Origin of the sequence: Actinospica acidithermotolerans (genome assembly GCF_018139625.1) — a bacterium.
GTDB lineage: Bacteria > Actinomycetota > Actinomycetes > Streptomycetales > Catenulisporaceae > Actinospica > Actinospica acidithermotolerans.
Genome location: NZ_JAGSOH010000114.1, coordinates 1 through 22743, shown reverse-complemented (window position 1 = coordinate 22743; position 22743 = coordinate 1). Strand labels below are relative to the sequence as shown.

General features: G+C 72.4%; 18 protein-coding genes and 1 pseudogene. 14 read left to right on the top strand and 5 right to left on the bottom strand.

The genetic code is table 11. The annotated features are described in order from the left end of the window. The first annotated feature begins 251 nt into the window (after positions 1-251). From KDK95_RS27635 to KDK95_RS27625, 3 genes are all read left to right on the top strand, one after another. Complete coding sequence (locus KDK95_RS27635) at positions 252-1502, top strand: S1C family serine protease (RefSeq protein ID WP_212521236.1); 1251 nt, start codon at positions 252-254, stop codon at positions 1500-1502. 145 nt (positions 1503-1647) lie between these two features. Then, positions 1648-2799, top strand: coding sequence for an acyl-CoA dehydrogenase family protein (locus KDK95_RS27630; RefSeq protein ID WP_212521235.1), 1152 nt, complete (start codon positions 1648-1650; stop codon positions 2797-2799). A gap of 183 nt (positions 2800-2982) precedes the next feature. Next, positions 2983-4191, top strand: coding sequence for a DUF475 domain-containing protein (locus KDK95_RS27625; RefSeq protein ID WP_212521234.1), 1209 nt, complete (start codon positions 2983-2985; stop codon positions 4189-4191). A gap of 102 nt (positions 4192-4293) precedes the next feature. Here KDK95_RS27625 and KDK95_RS36320 read toward each other — a convergent pair whose 3' ends face one another. Next, positions 4294-5319 carry a tyrosine-type recombinase/integrase gene (locus KDK95_RS36320; protein WP_212521233.1) on the bottom strand — a complete coding sequence of 342 codons (1026 nt, stop codon included), beginning with the start codon at positions 5317-5319 and terminating at the stop codon, positions 4294-4296. Positions 5320-5419: 100 nt separating this feature from the next. On the opposite strand from KDK95_RS36320, the gene KDK95_RS37490 reads away from it, so the two are divergent. From KDK95_RS37490 to KDK95_RS27600, 4 genes are all read left to right on the top strand, one after another. Further along, complete coding sequence (locus KDK95_RS37490; protein ID WP_212521232.1) at positions 5420-5869, top strand: Lrp/AsnC family transcriptional regulator; 450 nt, start codon at positions 5420-5422, stop codon at positions 5867-5869. 94 nt (positions 5870-5963) lie between these two features. Further along, positions 5964-7631, top strand: a complete 1668-nt coding sequence (locus KDK95_RS27610; RefSeq protein WP_212521231.1) for an amidohydrolase — start codon at positions 5964-5966, stop codon at positions 7629-7631. A 153-nt stretch (positions 7632-7784) separates the two neighbouring features. Next, positions 7785-9599, top strand: coding sequence for an apolipoprotein N-acyltransferase (lnt, locus tag KDK95_RS27605; protein ID WP_212521230.1), 1815 nt, complete (start codon positions 7785-7787; stop codon positions 9597-9599). Beyond that, positions 9596-10396, top strand: a complete 801-nt coding sequence (locus KDK95_RS27600) for a polyprenol monophosphomannose synthase (protein ID WP_307844720.1) — start codon at positions 9596-9598, stop codon at positions 10394-10396. The genes lnt and KDK95_RS27600 overlap by 4 nt, the downstream gene beginning before the upstream one ends. A 586-nt stretch (positions 10397-10982) precedes the next feature. Here the strand turns inward: KDK95_RS27600 and KDK95_RS36315 are convergent. Next, positions 10983-11315 (bottom strand): annotated as a pseudogene (locus tag KDK95_RS36315) (RNA polymerase-binding protein RbpA); the annotation flags it as partial. Between the two features lie 339 nt (positions 11316-11654). Between KDK95_RS36315 and KDK95_RS27590 the strand changes: the two are divergent. Beyond that, a complete protein-coding gene (locus KDK95_RS27590) occupies positions 11655-13205 on the top strand; it encodes an AbeC-like domain-containing protein (protein WP_212521228.1) in 1551 nt (516 codons plus the stop codon). A gap of 116 nt (positions 13206-13321) precedes the next feature. Here the strand turns inward: KDK95_RS27590 and KDK95_RS27585 are convergent, their stop codons facing one another. Continuing rightward, positions 13322-14404: a hypothetical protein gene (locus tag KDK95_RS27585; protein WP_212521227.1), complete on the bottom strand. Its 1083-nt coding sequence runs from the start codon at positions 14402-14404 to the stop codon at positions 13322-13324. Positions 14405-14687: 283 nt separating this feature from the next. Here KDK95_RS27585 and KDK95_RS27580 point away from each other — a divergent pair, with 283 nt between their 5' ends. Next, entirely contained in the window at positions 14688-15305 is a 618-nt protein-coding gene (locus tag KDK95_RS27580) for a class I SAM-dependent methyltransferase (RefSeq protein ID WP_212521226.1), read from the top strand. A 107-nt stretch (positions 15306-15412) separates the two neighbouring features. Here the strand turns inward: KDK95_RS27580 and KDK95_RS27575 are convergent, their stop codons facing one another. Next, positions 15413-15949 (bottom strand): MarR family winged helix-turn-helix transcriptional regulator, encoded by a 537-nt coding sequence (locus KDK95_RS27575; protein ID WP_212521225.1) that lies wholly within the window; start codon positions 15947-15949, stop codon positions 15413-15415. 264 nt (positions 15950-16213) lie between these two features. Further along, complete coding sequence (locus KDK95_RS27570; protein ID WP_212521224.1) at positions 16214-17170, bottom strand: aldose 1-epimerase family protein; 957 nt, start codon at positions 17168-17170, stop codon at positions 16214-16216. A 213-nt stretch (positions 17171-17383) separates the two neighbouring features. On the opposite strand from KDK95_RS27570, the gene clsA reads away from it, so the two are divergent. From clsA to KDK95_RS27545, 5 genes are all read left to right on the top strand, one after another. Beyond that, the gene (gene clsA, locus KDK95_RS27565; protein WP_212521223.1) at positions 17384-18028 is read left to right on the top strand and encodes a cardiolipin synthase ClsA; all 645 of its coding nucleotides are present in this window, start codon (positions 17384-17386) and stop codon (positions 18026-18028) included. 198 nt (positions 18029-18226) lie between these two features. After that, positions 18227-20722 carry a mannose-1-phosphate guanyltransferase gene (locus KDK95_RS27560; RefSeq protein WP_212521222.1) on the top strand — a complete coding sequence of 832 codons (2496 nt, stop codon included), beginning with the start codon at positions 18227-18229 and terminating at the stop codon, positions 20720-20722. Positions 20723-20917: 195 nt separating this feature from the next. After that, positions 20918-21301, top strand: coding sequence for a glycine cleavage system protein GcvH (gcvH, locus tag KDK95_RS27555; protein ID WP_212521221.1), 384 nt, complete (start codon positions 20918-20920; stop codon positions 21299-21301). 313 nt (positions 21302-21614) lie between these two features. Next, entirely contained in the window at positions 21615-22124 is a 510-nt protein-coding gene (locus tag KDK95_RS37195) for a double zinc ribbon and FHA domain-containing protein (RefSeq protein WP_212521220.1), read from the top strand. Between the two features lie 41 nt (positions 22125-22165). Continuing rightward, a partial coding sequence (locus KDK95_RS27545; protein WP_212521219.1) for a MerR family transcriptional regulator occupies positions 22166-22743 on the top strand: 578 nt, incomplete at its 3' end.

The window sequence follows — 22743 nt, the reverse complement described above, 5'->3', positions numbered from 1 at the left end:
GTGCCCGCCCGTTTTCCCGCCGCGACGACGGCCTGTATCAGCACTCTCAGCCGCTGTACTCCGCGCGACGCCCCCGCCGCTCTCCGTGAGCGGTTTCGCCGCCGCTCCGGCGCCGCACGTCCGCGACGAGGGGCCCGGGCGGGTATGAGGAATTCATTGAATTCTCAGTCGAATGGAGTCCGAGGCGTCTTCTTGGAATGGTCTCGAATACGTTTCAGCCCGCTCTCAACTTTCGGGCCGAAGGTATTCCCATGACCGAGACGCCGCAGAATCCCACCACGCCGGACCCGAACGAGGTCCACGCGCAGCATCAGTACGCTGCCTCGCCGTTTGCGGCCCCGCAGCAGCCGCAGGCCGAGCCGCGGCCCCAGCCCGCGTTCGCGCAGTCATCCGTCGGCGCCCCGGCGCCCGGCGGCGCGGCGGCGGCCTACCAGCGCCCCGAGGAACCGCAGGTGGTCACCGCGCAGACCGGCGAGTTCGCCTGGGGTTCCTCGGCGTATCCGGGCGCGGGCGGCACCGGCGGCCTGCCCCCGGTCCCGCCGGAGCTCTCGCTGCACGGCCCGGTGCCCAAGCGCAACGCCCGCAAGGTCGGCCTGAGCCTCGCGCTCTCGATCGCGGTACTCGCCGCGGCCGTCGGCGGCGTCTCCGGCGCCTACTTCGACCACCGCTACGACGGCACCGCCGCGGCCTCCGTCAGCGTCGTGACCGGCTCGAACAGCTCGGACACCACGACCACGGTCGGCGCCGTCGCCAAGACCGTGCTGCCGAGCGTCGTGAAGATCACCGAGACGACCAGCAGCGCCGAGGGCATCGGCTCCGGCATGGTGATCTCCAGCAACGGCTACATCGTCACCAACAACCACGTCATCTCGGACTACGTCTCCTCCGGCGGGACGCTGACCGTCACCACGTACGACGGCAAGACCTTCAACGCCAAGGTCGTCGGCTACATCGCGGCGGACGACGTGGCGATCATCCAGGTCGAGAACGCCTCCAGCTACACCTGGAAGCCGGTCACGTTCGCCGACTCCTCGAATGTGCAGGTCGGCGACGGGACGATCGCCATCGGCTCCCCGGACGACCTGCAGAACACCGTCACCAGCGGCATCGTCTCGGCCCTGAACCGCAAGGTCTCGGTCACCGAGTCGACCACCAACGGCACCGGCAACAACAGCGGCGGCTTCCCCGGCTTCAGCTGGGGCGGCAACGAGACCACCGTCACCTACACGGCCATCCAGACCGACGCCTCGATCAACCCGGGCAACTCCGGCGGCCCGCTGCTCAACGACTCGGGCGAGGTCATCGGCATGAACTCGGCGATCTACTCCTCGTCCTCCTCGTCGAGCTCGAGCTCCGAGTCCGGCTCGGTCGGCCTGGGCTTCGCGATCCCGTCCAACACCATCGTCAGCGACATCAAGAAGATCGAGGCGGGCAACGGCGACTCCACCTCCTCGTCGAACTCCTCGTCGAACTCCTCGTCGAACTCCGGCTCGACGTACTAGCGGCCGGGCCGCCGCCGGGGGCCGCGGCGTGCGTGAGGCGGGCGGCGAATCGCGGTACTTTTGAGGGCGTGGGCCGGGTGACCCCCGGTCCGCGCCCTTGACCGTCTCCGCCCACGACCTGGGCGGCCGTCACGCCGGAGTGACCATGGATGCCATCCGCCGCGCCCTGCTGCCCACCGAGGAGGCGCAGGCGCTGTTCGAACTCACCGAGGAGCTCGGACGCGAGGAACTCGCGCCGCGCGCCGCGGCCGCCGAGGCGGCCGCCGAGTTCCCCCGCGACGTCTTCCGGCTGATCGGCCGCTCCGGACTGCTGGGCCTGCCCTACGACGAGGAGTACGGCGGCGGGTCGCAGCCGTACGCCGTCTACCTCCAGGTCGTCGAGGAGCTCGCGAGGCACTGGCTCGCGGTCGGCCTCGGCGTCTCGGTGCACACCCTCTCCTGCCACGCGCTCGCCGAGTACGGCACCGACAAGCAGCGCAAGTACTGGCTGCCGGACATGATCGGCGGCGAGCAGCTCGGCGCCTACTGCCTGTCCGAGCCCGAGCACGGCTCCGACGCCGCGAACCTGACCACCCGCGCCGCGGCGGACGGCGACGAGTACGTCATCGACGGCACGAAGGCCTGGATCACCCACGGCGGCCAGGCGGACTTCTACACCGTCCTGGCCCGCACCGGCGAGCCGGGCGCCCGGGGCATCAGCGCGTTCCTGGTCGACTCCGCCGCGGCCGGCCTGTCCGCGGCCGAGCCCGAGCACAAGATGGGAATGCGCTCGAGCACCACGTCCCAGATGGTCTTCGAGGGCGTACGCGTGCCGGCGGAGCGTCAGATCGGCGAGCTGGGCCAGGGATTCGAGATCGCCATGCGGGCGCTGGACTGCGGCCGGCTCGGCATCGCGGCCTGCGCCGTCGGCGTCGCGCAGGCGGCCCTGGACACGGCCACCGCGTACGCCAAGCAGCGTGAGCAGTTCGGCAAGCCCATCATCCGGCACGAGGCGGTCGGCTTCCTGCTCGCCGACATGGCCGCGCGCACCGAGGTGGGCCGCGCCGCGTACCTGGCGGCGGCCCGGCTGCGCGACCTCGGGCTGCCGTTCGCCCGGCAGGCCGCGATCGCCAAGCTGCACTGCACGGACGCGGCCATGCAGACGACGATCGACGCCGTCCAGGTGCTCGGCGGCGCCGGCTACACCACCGACTTCCCGGTCGAGCGCTACCTGCGCGAGGCGAAGGTGCTGCAGATCGTCGAGGGCACCAACCAGATCCAGCGACGGGTGATCGCGAAGGCGCTCGAGCGCGGCTGAGGCCTGGCTGATCCCTGGCTGAGCCCCGGCTGCCGTGCTGCGGCGGACTCGAGGCGCGGACCGGCGGCTCGGCGCATCCGGTGCACGTGCGTCGCGCGGTAAGGGGCGCATGCACGTGCACCGATCACTCCTTTGAGAGCATTGTCACGAGTCTGCATCGTCGATCCAGGGGTAGGTTACGAGGTGACAGTTCAACACCATCCCGAGGCGGCGCGGATGTTTCGAGGCGGCGAGAGTTCCCGGATCTTCGGCTTCGCGCATGCGATCGCGCTGGTCGCCCTGCTCGGCGGCTTCCTCGTCGGCGGGACGCAGGGGCTGGTCGTCGTCGCCCTGCTGGGCGTCCTCGAGATCGCGGTCTCCTTCGACAACGCGATCGTGAACGCCACCGTCCTGGCGCGGATGAACCGCTACTGGCAACGGATGTTCATGACCGTCGGCGTGCTGATCGCGGCCATCGGAATGCGCCTGCTGCTGCCGCTGATCATCGTCGCGATCGGCGCGCACCTCTCGCCCTGGCGCGCCGTCGATCTGGCCTATGCGGACCCGAACCGGTACCACGCGCTGCTGCTCACGGCCCAGCCCGGCATCGCCGCGTTCGGCGGGATCTTCCTGCTGATGATCGCGATCGGCTTCTTCCGCGAGGAGCGCGACGTGCACTGGTGTCCCGCGGTCGAGCGGCACCTGCCGGTCGTCCTCGGCAGGCGCGGGGTCCCGGTGCTGATCGCGCTGCTGTTCACTGCCGTGGCCCGGTTCACCGTCCCGGCCGAGGACCACACCCGCGTGCTGGTCGGCTGCCTCGTGGGCCTCGTCTGCTACCTCGGCATCAACCTGCTCTCCACCCGCGTGGCCGACCGCGCCGACGCCGACGGCTCCTCCCGGCCGCGGGCGACGGTGCAGGGGCGCGGCGCGTTCCTGCTCTTCGTCTACCTGGAGCTGCTCGACGCGACCTTCTCGATGGACTCGGTGATGGGCGCGTTCTCCGTCACCGTCGACATCGCCCTGATCACGCTCGGCCTGGCGATCGGCGCGGCCTACATCCGTTCGCTCACCGTCTACGTCGTGCGCAAGGGAACCCTCGACGAGTACCGGTACCTGGAGCACGGCGCCTACTACTCGATCGCGCTGCTCGCGATCCTGCTGCTGTGGGAGGTCTGGCGCGACGTGCCGGACTGGATCACCGCCTGCACCGGCGCGATCGTGATCACCGCCGCCTGGCTGACCTCCATCTGGGCCGGCAAGCGCCAGCAGCGCGAGGACGCGGTGCGCGAGGCGAGCGCCGACCGCGAACCCGCGACGATCCAGGCCTTCACCGGCGGCCAGCCGGTGCAGATCGAGCTCATCGCCGACCATAGCGAGACCGGCTACTCCGACACGCCGCCGGTAGCCAGCTGACGGTCGGCGTGGGCTACTCCGGGATGCCGCCGGTCGCCAGCTGGCCTCTCGTTCCGGCTACTCCGGACACGTCGCCGGCCGCCAGCTAACCTTCCGCGTCGGCTATTCCGAAACGCCGTCGGTCGCCGGCTGACCTTCCGCTGACTCGTTCTCCGGGGTCTCCGCGGCGAGCCTGTGCTCGTCCGGCACCTCGATCGCGCGGCGGAGCAGTTCGAGTCGGTACGGCAGCGGCCGCCAGCCGATCGAGCCGGCGAGCTCCGCGTTCAGCTCCACCACCGCCCGCGTGTACGCGCGCTGCAGCCCGCGGGGCCGCAGGGGCATCCCCGGCGGCCGCCTGATCGCGTTGCCCTCCTTCGACGGCAGGCCCGCGTGGTTGCCCGCGACCGAGACCCACAGCGACTTCACGCCCACGTCGAAGGCCTCGATCAGCTCCTGACGGTGCCTCAGCCAGTGCCTGACCGCCGCCGCCGTGCCCCGCGAGAGCGCGATCCGCTCCGTGACCGGCTCCGCCACCCGCCGCGCCTGCGGCTTGCGCACGATCGTCACCGAGGGCTCGCGCGCCTCGAGGTCCAGATCCGCCATCGTCATCGCGCACAGCTCGCCGACCCGCGCGCCGGTGTCCAGCACCATGCCGATGATCGCCAGCAGCCGCACGTGCGAGGCAAGCACCGGCGGGTTCTCCGCGCGCCCGACGAGGTACGCGCGCAGCTGGGAGCGGGTGGGCGCGTCTACCGTCTCGTGCACCTCGGGCAGCGGCGCCCGCTCGCCGAGCACCAGCGGCAGCGTCAGCTCGCGCGCGAGCAGCTTCAGGCAGTCCTCGCGCACCCGCATCGACGCCGGGCTGGAGACCGCGTCCGGCACCCGGCTGGCCCGGGTCCGCAGCTCGCCGCGCCGCCCGAGGTCCAGGTACGAGCTCACCGCCTGCGGCTGGAACAGGTCGGCGGCCGTCCGCACCGGGCCGGCCGGCCGGAACTCCGGGTGCGCCAGCGCCAGCCGCAGCTCCTTGACGAACCAGCGCACCTGCCGGGCCCGCGCCGCGCTCATCCCCTCCTGCGCGCACAGCCGCTCCGCCGCCGCGGTCACCTGCTCGATCGCCTCGGTCGCCTGCATCTCCTGACCCTCCGTCACCCGGATCACCGTCGACCACGATAGCGGCGGCCCCCGACAGCCAGGTGCCTACGGTGTGGACGCGACCGCGACGTTGGTCCGGGGAGGCTACCTTTGACCCGTGGAGGACATCGACGTACAGATCGTGAAGCTGCTGCTGGAGGACGGCCGGATGAGCTACACGGACGTGGGCAAGGCCACCGGCCTGTCCACCTCCGCCGCTCACCAGCGGGTCCGCCGGCTCGAGCAGCGCGGGATCATCAAGAGCTACCGGGCCGTGGTCGACGTCGAGGCCCTCGGCCTGCCGCTGACCGCCTTCGTCTCGGTCAAGCCCTTCGACCCGGCCGCGCCCGACGACGTGCCCGAGCGGCTCGCCGACCTGCCGGAGATCGAGTCCTGCCACTCCGTCGCCGGCGACGAGAACTACATCCTGAAGATCCGCGTCGCCACCCCGGCCGACCTGGAGGGCCTCCTCGGCCGGATCCGCTCGGCGGCGAACGTCTCGACCCGCACCACGATCGTGCTCTCCACCCCGTTCGACGGCCGCACCCCCGACCTGCCCCGCGACTGACCGCCCGCCGCCGCCCGCGAGCTCCCATAGCGCATGCCGCCGTGGAGCAGGGTGTGAAGAATGCTCGCGACTGGTGAGGTCTAGGCTTTAGCGGGTGACCAGTTCCGCGAAAGACCCCGCCGAGCAGCCTGCTGTCCTGCTGCGAGGCGGCTCCGTGTACAACCCCGCCGAGCCCTACGCCACCGCGATGCTCACGGTCGGCGACACCGTCGCGTGGATCGGCTCGGAGGACGGCGCCGACCTCCACGCGGACAGCGCCGAGACGGTGATCGACCTGAACGGCGCGCTGGTGACCCCGGCGTTCACGGACTCGCACGTGCACGCGACGTCCACCGGGCTCGCGCTGACCGGGCTCGATCTGTCCGGCGCGACCTCCGGCACCGACCTCCTCGACCGGGTAGCGGCGTACGCGCGCACGCTTCCGGGCGACGCCGTCGTGCTCGGCACCGGCTGGGACGAGACCGAGTGGGCCGACGCGATCCCGCCGAGCGCCGCGGAACTGGACCGGGCCGCGGGCGGCCGCCAGGTGTACCTGTCCCGCGTGGACGTGCACTCCGCCGCCGTCTCCACCGCGCTGCTCAGCGCAGTGCCCGAAGCCGGCGCGGCGGTCGGCTTCCGCGGCTCCGGCCTCGTCGCCCAGGAGGCGCACCACCTGCTGCGCTCCGCCGCCTTCTCGCGGATCACCCCCGCTCAGCGCACCGACGCGCAGCGCGCCGCGCGTCGGCGGGCAGCGGAACTGGGCATCGGCGCGCTGCACGAGTGCGGCGGCCCGCAGATCTCGGGCGAGGCGGACTTCACCGGCCTGCTGGAGCTCGCGGCCGCCGAGGTCGGGCCGTACGTCTTCGGCTACTGGGGCGAGCTGACCGACCCGATCAAGGCGCACGAGCTCGGCGGCGTCGGCGCGGGCGGGGACCTGTTCATCGACGGCGCGATCGGCTCGCGCACCGCCGCGCTGCGCGACCCGTACACCGACGCCGTGGAGACCGGGGATCCGGCGCACGGCGGCGTGAACTACCTGGACGTCGAGCAGATCGGCGCGTTCGTCGCGGCGTGCGCGGAGGTCGGCGTGCAGCCGGGCTTCCACGTGATCGGCGACTATGCGATGGACCTGCTCGTCGGCGGCCTCGACCTCGCGGCCGACGCGGTCGGGCACGGCCGGGTCAGGGCGCTCTCGGTGCGCGCCGAGCACGCCGAGATGGCCGACCACAAGGTGATCGAGAAGCTGGCCGGCCACGGCGTCGTGGTCAGCGCGCAGCCCGGCTTCGACGCCGCCTGGGGCGGCCCGGAGGGCATGTACGCGCGGCGCCTCGGCATCGAGCGGGCCGAGGCGATGAACCCCTTCGCGGCGTACGGCGCGGCCGGGGTCGTGCTCGCCTTCGGCTCGGATTCGCCGGTCACCCCGCTCGGCCCGTGGGAGGCGGTGCGCGCCGCCGCGTTCCACCGCACCCGGTCCTCGCGGATCACCGTCCGCGCCGCGTTCGCCGCGCACACCCGCGGCGGCTGGCGCGCGCTGCGCCCCGGCGCCCCCGGCGTGCCGGGCGACGAGCAGGGCGTGCTGGCTCCGGGCGCCGCCGCCACATACGCCGTCTGGCAGGCCGGCGACCTGGTCGTCCAGACCCCCGACTCGCGGGTCGCGGCCTGGTCCACCGACGAGCGCGCCGGCGTGCCCGGGCTGCCCGACCTCACGCCGGGCGAGCCGACGCCGCGGTGCCTGCGCACCGCCGTGCGCGGGCGGGTGGCGCACGACCGCTTGGCAGGATGAGAAACCCGGGCGACTGTTAAGAAGTGCGTGGGAATGCGCGGGGAACCGCGCTCGCGTGCCGACTCGTCCGTACCGATGCGCGATGATGAGACGGACGATCCACACACGTCCTCGCGCAGACCGACGTTGTCCGAGCAAGCGGAAGGGCCATCCGTGGCACGACTCTGGCGACCCCGACGCCCCCGGCCGGGCCGTGCCTGGCTGCCGCACGTCGGCTCGTTCGCCTCCGGCGCCCTGCTCTACCCGGCGTTCGCGCCGATAGGCTGGTGGTGGCTCGCGCCGATCGCGGTGGCCGGATTCACCCTCAATGTGCGCGCCGCGTACCAGGGTCGTCTCAGCACGGAGCGCAGGCGCCCCTGGGCGGCCGCGGCCTGGGCCGGATTCTGGTTCGGCCTCGCCTTCTGCTACACGATCTTCCGCTGGGTCGACGTGATCGGCGTCGACGCGCTCGTCTTCCTCGGCCTGGTCGAGGCGCTCTACTTCGCCCCGCTCGGCGCCGCCGTCGCCTCCGTGTCCCGGCTGCGCTTCGCCGCGTTCTGGCAGGCGCTGCTCTGGGTCGCCGAGGAGTTCTTCCGCGACCGCTGGCCGCTCGGGGGCTTCTCCTGGGGCCGGCTCGCCTTCAGCCAGACCCAGACCCCGCTGACCGCGATCGTCGCACTCGGCGGGGCCCCGCTGCTCAGCTTCGCGACCGCGCTGGTCGGCACGGTGCTCGCCGCGCTCGTGCTGCGCCTGCTCGCCGCGCGCCGCCGGCTCGGAGAGCCGGGCCCCGGCTGGGCCGGGGCCGTCGGCTGGCGCGGCTCGCTCGCCTGGGTCGGCGCGGCGCTGGTGCTGCCGATCGTCGGCAACCTCGTGCCGATCCAGACCATCGCGCACCAGCCCGTCGAGCTCGCGGCCGTCCAGGGCGACGTGCCGCGCACCGGCCTCGACGCGTACGGCCAGGCCTACGCGGTGCTCGACAACCACGCGAAGGCCACCGAGCAGTACGCGGCGGAGATCGCCGCGGGCAAGGCCAAGCAGCCGGTCGCGGTCTTCTGGCCGGAGGACTCCGACGACGTCGACCCGTACGCCGACCCCGAGGCGTACGCCATCGTCAGCGAGGCGGTTCAGTCGATCGGCGTGCAGACGCTGGTCGGCGCGGTCGTCGACGTCGGCTCAGACAAGGCCAAGGAGCTCGGCATCGTCTGGGATCCGAACAGCGGCCCCGGAGCCACCTACGCCAAGCGGCACCTCGTCCCGTTCGGCGAGTACATCCCCTGGCGCGCCGAGCTCACCAAGTACTTCAGCGAGATGAAGCTCGTGCCCAGGGACTTCGTCTCCGGCAACACGCCCGGCGTGCTGACCGTCGGCGGGGTGAAGATAGCCACGGTCATCTGCTACGAGGTCGCGTACGACGACATGGTCCGCTCCTCGGTGCTCGGCGACGGCGGCGTGCTGGTGGTGCAGACCAACAACGCCACCTACGGCTGGACCGACCAGCCGAGCGAGCAGATGGCCATCACCCAGCTGCGCGCAGTCGAGACCGGCCGGCCGGTCATGGTCGCCGCCACCAGCGGCATCTCCGGCTACATCGACGCCTCCGGGCACATCGTCAAGGAGACGCGGCAGTTCACCGCCGCCGTCGTCTCCGCGGAGGTCACCCCGCGCACCGGGCAGACCCTCGCGATCAGACTGGGCGCCGCGCCCGAGTGGGCCATGATGGGCCTCGGCCTGCTGGCCTGGGCGTGGGCGGCGGCCGCGGGCCGCCGGCGCAGGCGCGTCGAGACCGCGTTCGCGACCGCCGGGCAGTCCGGCGCGGCGGACCCGGGCATCGCAAGGCCCGAAGTGTGCGACGGTGCGGTAACGGCTTCGGCCGGCGGCGGCGCTCAGGAGGATGAAGCCACCGTGAAGGCGGTAAGCTCGCTGCCCGCACCTGCTAGTTCGTCAGCTTCTTCAACCATCGTTTCGAATGCAAGGAAGGCCCACCCGTGACCGAGTCGAACATCCCGGCCGAGTCCGCGCCGGAAGCCGACGCGCTCTCCCCGGTCCTGATCATCATCCCGACCTACAACGAGGTGGACAACCTCGAGCGCATCATCACCCGGGTGCACGAGCACAACCCGCAGGTGCACGTCCTGGTCGCGGACGACAACAGCCCCGACGGAACCGGCGAGCTGGCGGACAAGCTGGCCGCCGCGGACAAGCGGATCCAGGTGATGCACCGGGCCGGCAAGCAGGGCCTGGGCGCGGCGTACATCGCGGGCTTCAAGTGGGGCCTCGAGCACGGCTACCAGCTGCTGATCGAGATGGACGCCGACGGCTCGCACCGTCCCGAGGACCTCCCGCGGATGCTCAAGGCGCTCGAGGAGCAGAACGCCGACCTGGTCATCGGCTCGCGCTACGTCAAGGGCGGCAAGATCGTGAACTGGCCGCTGACCCGGCAGTTCCTCTCCCGCGGCGGCAACACCTACATCCACATCGTGATGGGCCTGAAGGTCCGCGACGTGACCGCCGGCTACCGGATCTTCCGCCGCGGCACCCTCGAGCGCCTCGGCCTCGACACGGTGGAGTCCGGCGGCTACATCTTCCAGACCGACCTGACCCGGCGGGTGAGCAACCTCGGCATGAAGATCGTCGAGGTGCCGATCACCTTCGTCGAGCGCGAGATCGGCGTCTCGAAGATGAACAAGAACATCATGTACGAATCGCTGTGGCGCGCCACGTCCTGGGGCGTCGAGGACCGGATCGCGTCGCTGACCGGCAAGCGGAAAAAGCAGCGGCAGAGCTGAGCCGGGCCCTTGCCGGGTCGGCCAGGCGAGCGGGGCGGGCGCGAGCCCGCCCTATCGCACTCGCGGTGACCACGCCCGCGGGGCGACCCGCGGCGCGCGGCGGCCGGGCGATGTGGGCCCGCTCGGCCGCCGCGCGCCCCGGAACACCGCCTTCCGGAGCGATTTCGCGCGGCCGACACCCATCCCGCCGACTGTTCTCAATGGTGCCTGACCGCGGCGACTGTTCTCAGCTGCGTTCCGCCACGCCGACTGTTGTTAGCTCTTAGCTGCATTGCGCCGCGACTTGACTGGGTTGCCCCGCGCCGACTGTTATCCTCTGCCGCGGCTACTTCGCCGTCGAGCGCTTCGCGGCGGGCTTCTTGGCGGGCTTGCCGGTCGTCTTGGTCGCCGGGGCCGGCTTGCTCGCCGCGGTCTTGCGCGTGGGGGCGCTGCCGGCGGTGCTCTTCTTGGCGGGCGCCTTCTTCGTCGCGGTGGACGCCGCCGCCTTGGGGGCGCCGGTCGCCGGGGCGGCGTTCTCGGGCTCGGGGGCGCCCGTCGCCAGGTTCACCGGCGGGGTGTGCCGGGCGCGCGCGCCGTGGTGGCCGCCGATGCCGCCGTGCCGCAGCACCTCGAGGCGCTCGGCGAGCACCTCCTCGAGCTCCGGGATGCTCCGCCGCTCGAGCAGCATGTCCCAGTGCGTCCTGGCGGGCTTGCCCGCCTTCTCCTCCTCGGCGACGCCGCCCACGCGCAGCGCCTGGGCGCCGCACACGCGGCATTCCCACACCGCAGGCACGTCGGCCTCGACCGAGAACGGCATCCGGAACCGGTGCCCGCTCGGGCAGGCGTATTCCACGTCCTGCCGCGGGGCCAGGTCTATCCCGCTGTCCGTCTCATAACTGGTGGCACCCAGCCGGGTGCCCCGCAATGCCCGCTCGCTCATCCCCACTGCCTCCTCGGCCGTGCTCAACCACTACCGTGTCCACTCGGAGCCAACGCCCAAAGGGGCCGCAATGTTCCCGCGCGCCCCCAGGTGGGAGCGAAGGGGGCATACCCGAGAAAAATCATTCGAATCGCCATTGATGTCATAGGGTGGACGACTCGGGAGGTGAGGTACCGGTGAGGGAGCGGCAAAAGCTTCGCCAAAGCTTCGCCCCCGGGTGCCCGGCTGCCGCCGACCCCGGCCGCGCGGGGGTGTTCGCGTGGTAAAGTCCGGCTCTCGCCTGGTCTCGGCGGGGTGGATTTCCGGAAGGCAGTTCGTAGGGTGGGAGTTTCGACCGGTGTGGTGGCACAGGTCGGTCGCGTCCCGGGCCCCAGGCGGCCTGAGTCGGCGCCGGACGACGACGCCACGCGCTATCTCTGCACGGCGGCGCATCTCGACGAAGGCTACGGCCGGGCGCTGATCCGGCACCTGCTGGTGCGCGAGGACCGGCAGCCGCCGTTGGCCGAGGGCGTCGACCTGGCGACCGTCGTGCGGCACGCGGTGGCGGCGCGTTCCCGACGCCTGTATCGGGACGGCGCCATGCTCGCCGTCGTCGTCGTGGCGACGGCCCTCGGCGGCTGGTCCGTGCCGTGCCTGCTGGCGTGGCTCGCGGCGACGGTGCTCGCGGTGCGCGCGCTGCGGCCGTCCGAGACCGTCGCGGGACGGCGCTCCCGCGCCGAGTACGCCGGTTCGCCGCGCAACGAGCGCCCCCGCGCGGCCGCGCAGGCCACGCTCTTCCTCCTGGTCGTCGCCGGCGTCCTGCTGACCACCCTCGCGCTCACCCACGCGGACCCCCTCGGGCTGCGCTCCGTGCTGCACATCGCCGCCCCGGCGAACGGCGGCGAACGGCTGCGCCGCCTCGTCGCCCCGGCCGCCGCCGGGCTCGGCTGCTGGATCGCCGTGCTCGCCGAGGAGCTCGCCGCGCGCGCCGCGATCGCCGACCGCCTCTCGCCCGGCCTCTACACCCCGGGCCGCTGGCTGTCGGCCGAACCGGCCTGGGCCCAGCACGCCCTCGGCGTGCTCGGCGCGAGGCTCGCCGCCGCCCGGACCGTCCGGCCCCCGCTGGCCGCCTCCGGCGAGCCCTTCCTCGGCGCCGGGCGCCAGGCGCTGCGCCGCAGGTGGCTGATCGACCTCGGCCCGGCCGCCTCCCGCTCGGCGCCCTTCGACACCGAGGACCTCCTGGACCGCGCCTGCGAGGCGCTGGCCGACGGACTCGGCCCCCTCGACCCCGGCGGCCCGGCGCTGGTGCTGCTCGACGACTACCCGGTCGCCGCCGGGCCCGCGTTCGCCACCCGCGGCGACGCCGAGCTACCGGTGCGGCTGCTGCCGGTGCCCTCCGCGCCCGCGCGCGGCCTGCCCGCCGCCCGCCGTTTCCGCCGGATCCGGATCACCCGCGGCGCCGCCGGGCTGACCGTCACCGTCTTCGTCGGCGCGACGGCCGGCAACGGGCTGCTCCAGGTCGAGCTGTACGGATACGTGCTCGCGCCGGTCGCCAACCGCTACCGGCTCGCCGACCGGCTCGGCCCGTGGGGCTGGGAGAGCGTCGGCGCCAGCGCGGTCCGCGCCGCGCGCCGCACGCCGGGCCGGATCCTCGCCACGCCGGCGAGCATCTGGCTGACCGTCACCGATCCGCTGGTGCGCCGCCACTACGGCACCGTGGTCCGCAAGGCCGCCGAGCACGGCACCGAACTCGACGCCGGCGCCCGCTTCGACCCGCGGGCCGCGGTGAGCGCCGAGATCGGCGAGGACTACTTCGGCGACGAGGACGGCAACCTGTACCTGGCCGTCGTCGAGCGCCGGGTGCGCAACGAACTGCGCCACCTGCTCCCGCCGGATCGCGCGGACTTCTGAGCCGCCGTCGCAGCATCTGCCGCCGGAAGCGCGGCGGGAGCAGGCATCGGAGTAATGGACTTTGGGCGCGCGTGCCAGGCGGTCTGCTTCTCACGCGCCATTCGGCCGGAATTCTCCTACGTGTGCGGGCGAAGCGGGCGGAAGGCGGGGTATTCCGGCAGCGGTGAAGCGTCCCATGTGGCGGCCACGTTGTTCAGCAGCAGCCGCATCGACCGCGCCAGTGCAGGGAACTCCGCTATCGCCGCGGCGGCCTCCCACCGATGGCGCAGAACCTGGCGGGGTGTCGGGGCCGGCCGGGTCGAGTGCAGCGGCTCGTCCTGCGCGGTGAGGGGCAGCAGCCACTCGGTGACCTCGAGTGTCCAGGCCGCGACGGCCCTGGCAACGCCCTTCTCCCACACCGCGTCATCGGCGAGGGCCGGGTAGGCCTCCGTTACCTGCTCGCGGAAGGCCTGCTCGATCTCGGTCGCCAGACCAGCCGGCAGGCGGAAGACGCACCAGCAGCTGGGGAACGGCATCCGGCAGTATGCGGCCGTCAGGAAGACCGGCGCGAAGCACGCGCCTTCGAAGTCGATCAGCCGCAGACCCTCCACGGTGAGCAGATTGTTGTCGAGGCAGGTGTCTCCCGGGGTGAAGGCGGGATACGCGTCGTGCAGATCCTGTCCGAGTCCGGCCAGTTCCCCGGCCAGCCCGTCCGGTGCGGGGATCCCGGCCGCGGTGAGCGCGTCGCGCAGCGCGGTCGCGCCGACGTCGACCCATCGCCTGGTCTGCCACGACATCGTGTCGCCGCCGTGCTGCGTCCACAGGCGGGTGAGGCTCTCGCGGCGGCGAACCGACTCGGCGGCCAGCTTGCCCAGGGTGCGCGCCCAGATCAGCAGCCCGTCGGCGGCTGCCCTCGGGTCCCCGCCGAGCAGCACGTCCGCCAGCGAGGGCGCGGCCCCGAGGTCTTCCATCACCAGCAGCGGCGTGTCGCTGTGCGTGGCCAGCAGGCGCGGGCCGGCCAGCCGGAGTGACAGGCCGGCTGCCTCCGCCGCGAAGCCGCGCCGGGCCGCCGGCCCCTCCGCGTACGCTTTCACCACGACGCTGCCGCCCGACTCCGTCCGGCACCGCAATACTCTGCTCCGCGCGCTCCCGCCGAGGTCGACCGGGTCGGAGAGCGCCGTGCCGATCAGCTCGCCGGCCACCCGTAAGATCGTGTCCATCCCGGAATCCTGCCACCGAAGGGCCTTTGCAGGGCGCGCCGGGGAATGGATCCGTCCCCGCCCCCATCGGCGTCAGCCTCGCGTCCCGCGCTCAGGGCCGGTAGCTGGCCCTGATGTGGAAGCGCTCGCCCTGCGGCCCGAGGATGCTCAGGAACTCCAGCCGCGGCCCGACGCCGGCCAGCACCGTGTCGATCTCCTCGCCCATCCCTCCACTCTGCCCCCGTTTTGCGGTTTCCGCAAAGAACTTTGCCAAGTGCCGCCCCGGTGGCCCAGCCTGGGCCCTATGGACGCACAGTTCTGGGATGACATGTACGGCAGCCGCGAGCAGTTGTTCAGCGGAAACCCCAACGGAGTTCTAGTCACCGAGACATCGGACATGGTGCCGGGCCTGGCGCTCGACATCGGCTGCGGCGAGGGCGGCGACGCGCTCTGGCTCGCCAGGCGCGGCTGGAAGGTCACCGCGGTCGACATCTCGCGCACCGCGCTCGAACGCGCGGCGAAAGCGGGCGCGGACGTCGCCGGGTCGGTGACGTGGACGCGCGCCGATCTCGTCGAGACGCCGCCGCCCCCGGGAGCCTTCGATCTGGTGACGTGTCAGTACTTCCCCCTGCCGCGGCGCCCGGACCACGCCGCGCTGCGCCGGCTGCTCGGCGCCGTCGCCCCCGGCGGCACGCTGCTGTTCGTCGGCCACGACATCGCCGATCTGCCCGAGCGGGTGGCCAACGGGCTCGTGCCGCGGGATTTCTATCAGCCCGATGAGATCGCCGGGCACCTCGGCTGCGGCTGGACCATCGAGGTCAACGAGATCCGGATGCGCACGGCGCCCCCGCCGGAGGGCGCCCACCACGTGCGCGACGCCGTGCTGCGCGCCCGGCGCGAGCCCCGCGACTGGACCGCTTAAGTAAGTGATCCGCCCCCGGGAACGAGAAAGCCCCCGCCGGGCTCATGACCTGACGGGGGTGGGTGAAGAGCGGTTCGCGGTGGGTGTGCGCGACCCGGAGCTGATCGTCAGAGCTCGCTCAGCGCGTTGCTGAGCTTCTCCAGGTGGTCGACCACGGCCGAGTACTCCTCCTCGGTCAGCGACTTGCGGACGGAGCGCTCCAGCGCCCGCACGCGCTTCTTCGCGGTGTCGAAGGCCTCCTGGCCGAGCGGGGTGACCGTGGTGGTGATCACGCGGCCGCCGCCAGGGTGCGAGGTACGGGTGATGTAGCCCTTCCGCTCCAGCGCCGCCACCAGGCCGACCATCGCCTGCGGGGTGACGGAGACCGAGCGGGCCAGGGTGGCGGACGAGGCGCTCTTGAGGTGCACCAGCGCCTGCAGGACGCCGTACTGGGCCTCCGTCAGGTCGACCTCGTCCAGCACCCGGTCGACGTGCCGGCCGAGCTCGCGGTTGCACCGGGTGAGCAGCCAGGAGGTGTAGCCGTCCTTCGGCTTGTACGACGCCTCCGCGGCGCGCACCGCCTCGGCCTCGGCGACCTGCCGGGCCCGACGGGCCGAGCGGCCACCCGTGGGCAGTAAGGCCTGGTTCTTCGTAGCTGTGCTCATTGTTGCGTGTGACCCCTTCGCATCCTGTTTCGCGGCCCCGCCCCGCGGCCGGTGGGGGTCGCAGGGCGCTGAGGCGCAGCGCGCGGGGAGGGCGCGTCCGCGCCGTCGGCGGGCCTCTCCAGGCCATGATAAACCCGAATGGAGCAACCCGGAACCACCGTCAGAAAAAACGCTGATGGACTTTTCTGCAGCCGTGTACATCAGTCGTCGTGAGATCACGTCAGGCGCGAAGATAGCGGGCAGCGCATTATAACTGACGGTCCGTCAGCCGACTTGGATGCCCCAACGGTGAGTCACCGCGTCACCCGGTTCAAGGCGCTTCAGATCCGTGCCGGAGTTGAACGCGTCCGGGGGCGCGCTCATCGGCTCGATCGCCACCGCCGCGCGCCGCGCGGCTCCGGCCAGCGCGTCGCCTGTGAACACCTGGACCCACTCGAGCCCGCGCCCCAACCAGAGAGTGACCGCGTTCCCACTCGGAGCGCTCAGTCTAATGCGCCCGATACCGTCCAATTCCCGTTGCAGCCCGCCGAACGCGGTGTCCAGCGCCGTTCCCGCCAGGACTCGCGGCTTGCGGAAATCGTAAGGGCTCGAATCCACATCGAAACCGCCGCTCGGAATCATCCGCTCGTCCACTGCGAGATAACGCTCCGCGGGCAGGTGCAATGTCCATTCGTCGGCGCGTCCTTCGGCCGGTTGCACTCCGGGCGTGATATAGGGGTGGGCCCCGAAGCCGTACGGGGCAGGATGTACGCCTGTGTTTCTCGCACAGATGTCTACAGCGAGTCCATCGGTTCCCACGCGGTACCCGACGCTCAGTTCGAGCGTATGCGGGTAACCCGGATGGGGGAACAGCGACAGCTCCAGGCGCACGGCGTCCTCGGTGTGCTCGGCGACCCGCCACGGCATCCACCGGGTCAGCCCGTGGATCGCGTTGCCGGTGGCCGGCTCGCTCACATCGAGCTGCCGCTCCTGCCCGTCGAACGTGTAGCGGCCGCCCGCCACGCGGTTCGCCCACGGCAGCAGGACCTGCCCGGCGCCGTGCGCCACCGGCTCGTCCTCGGCGTACCCCGAGATCAAGGGCCTGACCTCGCCGCCCGCCGTGTGCTCCAGCAGCCGCAGCCCGGCGCCGACCTCGGTCGCCACGGCGCGGTAGCCGCCTCCTCGGATCTCGAATTGACGGCCCGTCGGGGCCGGAGCCCGCTCCATGTTCACTTCGTTCACAAGTGGACACCTTAACCGCGACAGCCGTCCTGCCCGCGGGGCGTCAAGGGGGGAGTCCGCCGCGCGGCCGGACGGCTGTGCTGCCTGACACGCTAGGACCGGCCCCGGCCGCCGTGAAGGCCGGTTCCGCACGATTTGAGCAAGACTTTGCCGAGTTGCGGCGAATGGCGGTACCCGCGGGGCGGAGATCGCCCTCGGCTAAGCTTTCCGGCTATGAGCGCCCCTTCCGCCGAAGCCCCGCGCGACCGGGTGTGGACCGTCCCGAACCTCCTCAGCGTGCTGCGGCTCCTCGGAGTGCCGCTGTTCCTCTGGCTGATCCTGCAGCCGGCCTTCCACGGCCCGCACCTGGACGGCTGGGCGATCCTGGTGCTCGCCCTGGCCGGCCTCACCGACTACCTCGACGGCAAGATCGCCCGCGCCTTCCACCAGACCAGCCGGATCGGCACCCTGCTCGACCCGGCGGCGGACCGGCTCTACATCCTGGCCACGCTCGTCGGCCTCGCCTGGCGCGACATCATCCCGGTCTGGCTGGTGGTGATCCTGGTCGGCCGGGACCTGCTGATGGCGATCCCGCTCGCCGTCCTCAGACGACACGGCTACGGGCCGCCGCCGGTTCACTTCATGGGCAAGGCCGCCACCTTCAACCTCCTCTACGCGTTCCCGCTGCTGCTGCTCGGGGACGGGCACGGCGCGCTCAACGACGTCGCCGGCGCGATCGGCTGGGCCTTCGCGATCTGGGGCACCGCGCTCTACTGGCTCGCCGCCGGGCTCTACATGCTCCAGGTGCGCCGCGTGCTGCGCGACGATGCCGCCGCGACCTCGGCGAACACCCCGGACGGGGCGCCCGCGAACGGCTGAGCCGGAGCGGCCGGGAAGCGGTCCCGGCCGGCCGGCGGCCGTTCCTCGGCGCACTTCCACGGCTGTTCACCGGTCCGGCTCGGTTAGGTTCGGACTCAGCGGGCAGGGGGAAGCACGCGCGGCGTCTACCCGAGGCGGGGGGCGTCCGCGCCCCGAGTACCCGGAACGACCCCGCCGACGACCCTGGGAGCGATACCCGTGAAAGCCGTCGTGATGGCCGGAGGCGAGGGCACCCGCCTTCGTCCGATGACCTCCTCGATGCCCAAACCGCTGCTGCCGGTGGCCAACCGCCCCATCATGGAGCACGTCCTGCGGCTGCTGCGCAAGCACGGCCTGACCGAGGTCGTGGTCACCGTGCAGTTCCTGGCCTCACTCGTGCGCAACTACTTCGGCGACGGTGAGGAACTCGGGATGGTTCTGCACTACGCCAACGAGGAGGTCCCGCTCGGCACCGCGGGCTCCGTGAAGAACGCCGAGGACCTGCTGTCCGACGACAGCTTCCTGGTCATCTCCGGCGACGCGCTCACCGACATCGACCTCGGCGAGCTGATCGCGTTCCACAAGGAGAAGGGCGCGCTGGTCACGGTGTGCCTGACCCGGGTCCCCGACCCGGTCGAGTTCGGCATCACCATCATCGACGACGAGGGCCACGTCGAGCGCTTCCTGGAGAAGCCGACCTGGGGACAGGTCTTCTCCGACACCGTCAACACGGGCATCTACGTGATGGAGCCCGAGGTCTTCGACTACGTCGAGGCCGGCACCTCCGTCGACTGGTCGAGCGAGGTCTTCCCGCGGCTGCTCGCCGAGGGCAAGCCCGTCTACGGCTACGTCGCCGAGGGCTACTGGGAGGACGTCGGCACGCACGAGTCCTACGTCAAGGCGCAGGCCGACGTGCTCACCGGCAAGGTGGACACCGAGATCGACGGCTTCGAGACCGCGCCCGGCGTGTTCGTCGCCGAGGGCGCCGAGATCGACCCCGCCGCCATCCTCAAGGGCCCGTGCTACATCGGCCCGTACTCCAAGATCGAGGCCGGCGTCGAGCTGCGCGAGCACACCGTCGTCGGCTCCAACGCCGTCGTGAAGTCCGGCGCGTTCCTGCACCGCGCCGTCGTGCACGGCAACGTCTACATCGGCCCGCAGGCGAACCTGCGCGGCTGCGTGATCGGCAAGAACACCGACGTGATGCGCGCCGCCCGGATCGAGGACGGCGTCGTCGTCGGCGACGAGTGCCTGATCGAGGAGGAGTCCGTCCTCAGCGGCGGCGTGCGCGTCTACCCCTTCAAGACCGTCGAGGCCGGCGCGGTCGTGCACAGCGACGTGATCTGGGAGCAGCGCAGCTCCCGCTCGCTGTTCGGCCCGCGCGGCATCAGCGGCGTGATGAACGTGGAGATCACCCCCGAGCTCGCGGTCCGGCTCGCGGGGGCCTACGCCACCACGCTGAAGAAGGGCGACACCGTCACCTGCGCCCGCGACGGCTCCCGGGCCGCTCGAGCGCTCAAGCGCGCGGTGATCGCCGCGCTCACCTCCAGCGCGCTCGACGTGCGCGACCTGGAGGCCGTGCCGACCGCCGTGGCCCGGCTGCAGACGGCGCACGGAGCGGCCGGCGGCGTCGTCATCCGCACCACCCCGGGCGTGCCCGACTCGGTGGACATCGCCTTCCTCGACTCCACCGGCGCCGACCTCTCGCCGGGCGCTCAGCGCAAGCTGGACCGGGTCTACTCGCGCGGCGAGTACCGGCGCGCCTTCCCCGGCGAGATAGGAGACCTCAACACCCCGTCCCGCATCTTCGAGAGCTACACCCAGGAGCTGCTCTCCCGGGTGGATGTCTCAGGCATCGCAGACGCCGAACTCAAGGTCGTGGTGGACGTCGGCGGCGGCGCGGCCGGCCTGGTGCTGCCCACCCTGCTCGGCCGGATCGGCGTCGAGGCCTACACCGTCAACCTCGGCATCGACGAGGCGCACCCGACCGAGTCGCCCGGCGAGCGGCACACCGCCCTGCGCCGGCTCGGCGCGCTGGTCGCCTCCTCGGAGGCCGCCTTCGGCGTCCGCTTCGACCCGGTCGGCGAGCGGATCTGGCTGGTCGACGACACCGGCGCCCGGATCGACGAGGACCGCGCGCTGCTGGTGATCCTCGACCTGGTCGCCGCCGAGAAGCGCGGCGGGAAGATCGCGCTGCCGGTCACCACCACCCGCGTGGCCGAGCGCGTCGCCGGCTTCCACGGCGTCGGCATCACCTGGGTCTCCACCGCCCCCGACCAGCTCACGAAGGCCTGCTCGCAGCGCGAGACGATCTTCGGCGGGGACGCCCGCGGCGGCTTCGTGGTGCCCGAGTTCCACAGCGCGCTCGACGGCATCGCCACCTTCGCCCGGCTGCTCGGCCTGGTCTCCCGCACCCATCTGACGCTCTCCCAGATCGACGCGCGCATACCGCATGCGCACGTGCGCCGGATGGACGTGCCCACCCCGTGGGCCGCCAAGGGGATGGTGATGCGCACGGTCGTGGAGGCCGCCGAGGGCCGCGAGATCGACACCACGGACGGCGTCCGGATCGTCGAGCCGGACGGCCGCTGGACGCTGGTGCTGCCCGACCCGGCCGAGGCCGTCACCCATCTGTGGGCCGAGGCGCCGGAGCCGGAGGCGGCGGACCAGCTGCTCGGCACCTGGGCCGAGGTGGTCGAACGCCCGGCGGGCTGAACCGCCCGGCGCGTCGTACGGTGAGTGGCGTGTGGAGCGGTGCGCCGGGGGTCCGATAGGGTCACGGCGTACCGCCGCTCCGCCTGCCACGAGCGATCGCGGCGCGGCCGGTGCGCCCCGCAGTACCGTGCGCCCCGCAGTACCGATGCGTGCGCGCCGACGGTGTATCTCGACGAAGAAAGCGATGGAAGAGCCGTGACCACGACTCCCGAGGACCTCAAGTACACCGCCGAGCACGAGTGGGTGCGCGGTGCCGGACCGGTCGTGCGGGTCGGCATCACCGACTTCGCCCAGGACTCGCTCGGCGACATCGTCTTCGTCACGCTGCCCGAGGCCGGCGCGAAGATCGAGGCCGGCAGCCCCTGCGGCGAGCTGGAGTCCACCAAGTCGGTCAGCGACCTCTACGCCCCGGTCAGCGGAACCGTGACCGAGGTCAACGGCGCGCTGGACGCCAACCCCGAGCTGGTCAACTCGGACCCCTACGGCGAGGGCTGGATCTTCGAGGTCGAACTTGCCGACGGGCAGTCGGTGGACGGGCTGCTGGACGCCGCCGCGTACACCGAGACCACGCACGGCTGAGCGCCGGCTGACCGGCGGCTGAACGGCGGCGCCCCGGGGGCGGCCGCCGGACGGCCGCCCGGCGCGGGACGGGCGCGGGTGAGGCGTTCGCCACACGGGCGCCGGGAACCATCCGGCGCACCCGCGCCGCACCGGCCGCGGCGCGCCCGCCCGGGCTCCGCCGTGTCGGTTGACCGGGTCGACCGCGTGCCTCTAGGTTTCGATGCGTTGTCAGCTGAGAACCGAGTATTCAGACGCAAGACATCAACAGTCCAGGGCGGATCCGGACCGTGCGGGCCGGGACGCGTCCCGAGAGCGACAGGAGGTCGATTCGATGCCACCGTCGGAAGGCGCGGCTGACGCCTCGCTGTGCACCCGCTGCGGGCACTCCAACCTGCCGGGCAGCCGGTTCTGCTCGAACTGCGGCAACCCGCTGCTGGGCGGCCAGCGCGCCACCGAGGTCACCTCGACGATGGCCTTCGGCGCGCTCGGCATCACCGAGCCGACCGACGAGACCGGCGAGGTGCCCGCGTACCAGGAGGAGACCGGGGTCGCCGCCCTGGTGGTGCGCCGCGGCCCGAACGCGGGCAGCCGCTTCCCGCTCGAGCAGGAGGTCACCACGGCCGGCCGCTCGCCGGACAGCGAGATCTTCCTGGACGACGTCACCGTCTCCCGGCGGCACGCCGAGATGACCAGGACGGCCCAGGGCTTCCTGGTGCGCGACCTCGGCTCGCTCAACGGCACCTACGTCAACCGCGAGCGGATCGAGGAAGTGCTGCTCGCGGACGGCGACGAGGTGCAGATCGGCAAGTACCGCCTCGTCTTCCACGCCGGCCGCGGCTAGCCGTGGCCCCGGCGGGCGGCACCCGGCGCGGCCGCACCCCGATGACCATCGGGGAGGCGGCGGCGCGGCTGTCCGCCGAGTTCCCGGGCATCCGCCCGGAGACGCTGCGCGCGCTGGAGCAGCACGGCCTCGTGGTGCCCGAGCGCACGCCCTCGGGCTACCGCAGGTATACCGAACGGGACCTCGACGCCGTCCGCGACGCCCTGGCCGGCCCGCCGCCGGTCGAGCCGGAGCCGGAGCCGGACGCGTACTGGGAGTCCGGACCGGCCTGGGGCACGGAGCCGCGGTGGGACGAGAGGGCGGCGCGCACGCCCGAGTCGGCGTGGGACGAGGGGGCGGCGCGCGGGTCGGATTCGTCGTGGGACGAGAGGGCGGCGCGCGGGTCGGATTCGTCGTGGGACGCGGTTCCGTCGAGCACCCCGGATCCGCGGTGGGACGCGGTTCCGCCGCGCTCGCCCGAGCCGCGTCAGGAATCCGCGTCACCTCGCACCGCCGCGCCGCAGCGGACAACGAGCCCTGACATCCAGGTGGCCGCCGGAAGCAGCCCGCAAGCCGTCGGTGGCAGCCCCTGGCCGGGCGCCGAGCGCTCGCCCGCGCCGTCCGCGGCGCCGGCCCCGCC

Coding starts and splice junctions, on each gene's coding strand:
- KDK95_RS27635 (WP_212521236.1), top strand. CDS start 252: ATGACCGAGACGCCGCAGAATCCCACCACGCCGGACCCGAACGAGGTC.
- KDK95_RS27630 (WP_212521235.1), top strand. CDS start 1,648: ATGGATGCCATCCGCCGCGCCCTGCTGCCCACCGAGGAGGCGCAGGCG.
- KDK95_RS27585 (WP_212521227.1), bottom strand. CDS start 14,404: ATGGACACGATCTTACGGGTGGCCGGCGAGCTGATCGGCACGGCGCTC.
- KDK95_RS27580 (WP_212521226.1), top strand. CDS start 14,688: ATGGACGCACAGTTCTGGGATGACATGTACGGCAGCCGCGAGCAGTTG.
- KDK95_RS27575 (WP_212521225.1), bottom strand. CDS start 15,949: ATGAGCACAGCTACGAAGAACCAGGCCTTACTGCCCACGGGTGGCCGC.
- clsA (WP_212521223.1), top strand. CDS start 17,384: ATGAGCGCCCCTTCCGCCGAAGCCCCGCGCGACCGGGTGTGGACCGTC.
- KDK95_RS37195 (WP_212521220.1), top strand. CDS start 21,615: ATGCCACCGTCGGAAGGCGCGGCTGACGCCTCGCTGTGCACCCGCTGC.